Here is a 4,062-nt window from a genome sequence, read left to right as displayed (position 1 = left end):
GGGCGACCGCCCCCCGGCCGCCCCGGCGGCGCGGGCGGTCGTGCCGCCGGGGCGGCCCGGGTGCCCGCGGGGACGCCCGGGCGCGGGGTCAGAGGCCGAGCTGGGGGGAGGAGCGGGTCTTGGCGATGGCGTCGGGGTCGCCGTCGAGGGTGACGTCGGCGACGCCCTGACGCCCGAAGGCGAACAGGAGCAGCTCGGACGGCTCACCGGTGACCGTCACGACCGGCGCCCCCCGGTTGGCCACCGCCGTGCGCCCGTCCGGCCGCCGCAGCACCAGCCCCGCCGGCGCCTTCCGCCCCAGCAGTCGCGCCATCCGCTCCAGCCGGCTCCACAACGCGTCCTGGAAGACGGGATCGAGCTCCCGCGGCGTCCAGCCGGGCGCCGCCCGCCGGACGTCCTCCGTGTGGACGTAGAACTCCACCGTGTTCGACGCCTCGTCCACCTGCTTCAGCGAGAACGGCGACATCCGCGGCGGGCCGGTACGGATCAGCTGGATCAGCTCCTCGTACGGCTTCGCGGCGAACTCCGCCCGCACCCGCTCCAGCCGCTCGGCCAGCGCCTTGATCAGTATGCCGCCCGCCGCGTCCGCCCGGCGTTCGCGCACCACCACGTGCGCCGCCAGGTCGCGGGCCGTCCAATCCCCGCACAGGGTGGCCGCCTCGGGGCCCGCGGTCTCCAACAGGTCGGCCAGGAGCAGCCGTTCACGCTTGGCAAACGTCGACATGCCCCCACCCTACGGCGGTCCGGGCCCCGCGCACAGGACGCCCCGCGCCCGACGCGTCACCGGTCCGTCCCGTGGACACCCGTCCGGCGCCGCCTCGCGGGCGCGGCAGAATGGACACCATGAGCAGCAGCGCCACCCCCGAACCGTCCACGGGCCTCGACCCCGCCGTCGCCGCCCGCCTCAAGCGCACCGCCGACGGCCTGGTGCCCGCCATCGCCCAGCAGTACGACACGGGCGAGGTGCTGATGCTCGGCTGGATGGACGACGAGGCGCTGCACCGCACCCTCACCACCGGCCGCTGCACCTACTGGTCGCGCAGCCGCCAGGAGTACTGGGTCAAGGGCGACACCTCCGGCCACGTCCAGCACGTCCGGTCCGTCGCCCTCGACTGCGACGGCGACACCCTGCTGGTCCGCGTCGACCAGACCGGCGCCGCCTGCCACACCGGCGACCGCACCTGCTTCGACGCCGACGTCCTGCTCACGGAGGAAGACGCGCGGGCGGGCGCCGCCGCGGATCAGTAGGGTCCACGGCCATGGACCTCGAGACGTTCCGCACCCTCGCCGCAGACCGGCGTGTCATTCCCGTCACCCGCAAGCTCCTCGCCGACGGCGACACCCCCCTCGCGCTCTACCGCAAGCTCGCCGCCGAACGCACCGGCACCTTCCTGCTGGAGTCCGCCGAGAACGGCCGCTCCTGGTCCCGCTACTCCTTCGTGGGCGTCCGCAGCGGCGCCACCCTGACCGAACGCGACGGCCAGGCCCACTGGACCGGCGCCCCGCCCGTCGGCGTGCCCGAGGAGGGCGACCCGCTGGCCGCGCTGCGCGCCACCGTGGAGACCCTGCACACCCCCCGCCAGGAAGGCCTGCCGCCGTTCACCGGCGGCATGGTCGGCTACCTCGGCTACGACGTCGTGCGCCGCCTGGAGAAGATCGGCCCCGGCGACCGCGACGACCTGCGGCTGCCCGAGCTGACCATGCTGCTCACCAGCGACCTGGCCGTCCTCGACCACCAGGACGGCACCGTCCTGCTGATCGCCAACGCGATCAACCACAACGACCTCGACACCGGCGTCGACGAGGCGTACGCCGACGCGGTCGCCCGGCTCGACGCCATGGAGGCCGACCTCGCCCGCCCGCTCGCCCAGCCGCCGGTCGCCCTGCCCGACGCCGGGCTGCCCGAGTACACCGCGCTGTGGGGCGGCGCCGACTACCAGAAGGCCGTCGAGGACATCAAGGAGCGCATCCGGGCCGGCGACGCCTTCCAGGTGGTCCCCTCGCAGCGGTTCGAGACGCCCTGCACGGCGAGCGCCCTGGACGTCTACCGGGTGCTGCGCGCCACCAACCCGTCGCCGTACATGTACCTCCTGCGGTTCGACGGCTTCGACGTGGTCGGCTCCAGCCCCGAGGCGCTGGTCAAGGTGGAGGAGGGGCGGGCCGTGCTCCACCCCATCGCCGGCACCCGGCACCGCGGCGCCACCCCGCAGGAGGACCAGGCGCTCGCCGAGGAACTGATGGCCGACCCCAAGGAGCGGGCCGAGCACCTGATGCTCGTCGACCTCGGACGCAACGACCTCGGCCGGGTCTGCGAGCCGGGCTCCGTGGAGGTGGTCGACTTCATGTCGATCGAGCGGTACTCGCACGTGATGCACATCGTCTCCACCGTCACCGGACGCGTCGCCCCCGGCCGCGGCGCCTTCGACGTGCTCACGGCCTGCTTCCCGGCCGGCACCCTCTCCGGCGCCCCCAAGCCGAGCGCGCTGCGGATCATCGACGAGCTGGAGCCCTCGCGGCGCGGTCTGTACGGCGGCTGCGTGGGCTACCTGGACTTCGCCGGGGACTCCGACACCGCCATCGCCATCCGCACCGCGCTGCTGCGCGACGGCACCGCCTACGTGCAGGCGGGGGCCGGGGTGGTCGCCGACTCCGACCCGGTGGCCGAGGACACCGAGTGCCGCAACAAGGCCGCCGCCGTGCTCCGGGCCGTCCACAGCGCCAACCGGCTGACGGCCGCGAAGGCGCCGGCCGGCTGACGGCCGCGACCGGCCCGGCGGGCGGGCGTGATGTCGCTCTCACCTGGCCCCCGGGCGGCCCGCCGAGGTCCCCGCGGCGGCGGGCGCGGGGCCATAGTGGAGGGGTGACCTCCAGTGCTGACTCCCGTCCCGAAGACGCCGCGCCCGCCCGCACGGCCCGCCGCAGCCTCGCCGTCGCCCTGCTCAGCGGGGCCCTCGGCGCGGCCGTCGCGCTGCTCGCCAGCCGGCAGACCTGGGCGGAGGGCTCCGCGGAGGTGGCCGGCGGCGCGTTCCCGCTGACCGTCACCGGCAGCGACGTCACCGGCGCGCCGGCCGCCCTCGCCATAGTGGGCCTGGCCGCCCTGGTCGCCGTCTTCGCCGTCCGCCGCGCCGGCCGGGTCCTGGTCGCCGCCCTGCTCGCCCTGTGCGGCGCGGGCACGGTGGCCTCCGCCCTGCTCGGCGCGTCCGACCGGGCCGCGCTCGACGAGCGGGCCGCCCAGGTCTCCGGCGACGCCTCCGCGACGGTGAGCGGCCTCGCCCACACCTCCTGGCCGTACGCCGCCGCCCTCGGCGGCGCGCTGATCCTCGTCGCCGGTCTGCTGGCGCTGTGGCGCGGCAGCCGCTGGCCCGGCATGTCCGCCCGCTACGAGCGCGGCGGCGGCGTCCCCCGCCCCCGGCGGGCCGCGGGCGGGGCGGCGCCCGCCGGCCCCGAGCGTCCGGAGGACATGTGGAAGGCGCTCGACCGCGGCGAGGACCCCACCGGGGCCTGATCCCCCCGACCCCGGGACGCGCCCCGCGGCGCGGGTGGGGAAGAATGTGACGTGAGCGCCCCGCTCACCACACGTACACGCGTCAACGAGGAGCAAGTCATGGCGGGCAGCAACCACGGTCACACCCCGGCCGCCTGGACCGGCGTCATCATCGCCTTCGTCGGTTTCTGCGTCGCGGCCGTCTTCATCGTGATGGCCAACCCGATCGGCTTCTGGATCGGCATCGGTCTGACGCTGCTCGGCGCGGTCGTCGGCGGTCTGATGCGCCGTGCGGGCCTCGGTCAGCCGGAGGACGTGCACCCGGTGCACAAGGTCGCCGAGAACGCCTGAGCCGGCACCGGGCGCGGCGAGCGCCCCGCCGGCACGCCTCGTCGACACCGCCGTCCAGGGGCGGCCCGGACCACCGGGCCGCCCCTGACGCGTCCCCGGGCCGCGCGCGCCGCCCGGACGGGGCACAATGCGGGAGTGACCACCGGGACCCCGCACCCCACCACGCCGCCCACGCCCTCCCGGGCCCCGGGCGGCGTCCCCGCGGCACCGCCCCCGGCCGCCCCGCC

Annotated in this window: 5 protein-coding genes; 4 read left to right on the top strand and 1 reads right to left on the bottom strand. The window is 76.2% G+C overall.

Going from position 1 to position 4,062, the window contains the following annotated elements:
• Positions 1-88: 88 nt before the first annotated feature.
• Positions 89-724, bottom strand: coding sequence for a TIGR03085 family metal-binding protein (locus A2U95_RS21180; protein WP_166025692.1), 636 nt, complete (start codon positions 722-724; stop codon positions 89-91).
• A gap of 110 nt (positions 725-834) precedes the next feature.
• Here A2U95_RS21180 and hisI point away from each other — a divergent pair, with 110 nt between their 5' ends.
• From hisI to A2U95_RS21160, 4 genes are all read left to right on the top strand, one after another.
• Positions 835-1,248 (top strand): phosphoribosyl-AMP cyclohydrolase, encoded by a 414-nt coding sequence (gene hisI / locus A2U95_RS21175; RefSeq protein ID WP_166025689.1) that lies wholly within the window; start codon positions 835-837, stop codon positions 1,246-1,248.
• Positions 1,249-1,259: 11 nt separating this feature from the next.
• A complete protein-coding gene (locus A2U95_RS21170; protein WP_166025687.1) occupies positions 1,260-2,756 on the top strand; it encodes an anthranilate synthase component I in 1,497 nt (498 codons plus the stop codon).
• Between the two features lie 104 nt (positions 2,757-2,860).
• The gene (locus A2U95_RS21165; RefSeq protein WP_166025685.1) at positions 2,861-3,505 is read left to right on the top strand and encodes a TIGR02234 family membrane protein; all 645 of its coding nucleotides are present in this window, start codon (positions 2,861-2,863) and stop codon (positions 3,503-3,505) included.
• Positions 3,506-3,604: 99 nt separating this feature from the next.
• The gene (locus A2U95_RS21160; protein ID WP_166025683.1) at positions 3,605-3,835 is read left to right on the top strand and encodes an HGxxPAAW family protein; all 231 of its coding nucleotides are present in this window, start codon (positions 3,605-3,607) and stop codon (positions 3,833-3,835) included.
• Positions 3,836-4,062: the final 227 nt, after the last annotated feature.

It is taken from the genome of Streptomyces chilikensis, from assembly GCF_001642695.1.
Classification (GTDB): domain Bacteria; phylum Actinomycetota; class Actinomycetes; order Streptomycetales; family Streptomycetaceae; genus Streptomyces; species Streptomyces chilikensis.
The sequence above is the reverse complement of the archived record's forward strand: the minus strand, read 5'-3'. Positions and strand labels throughout refer to the sequence as shown.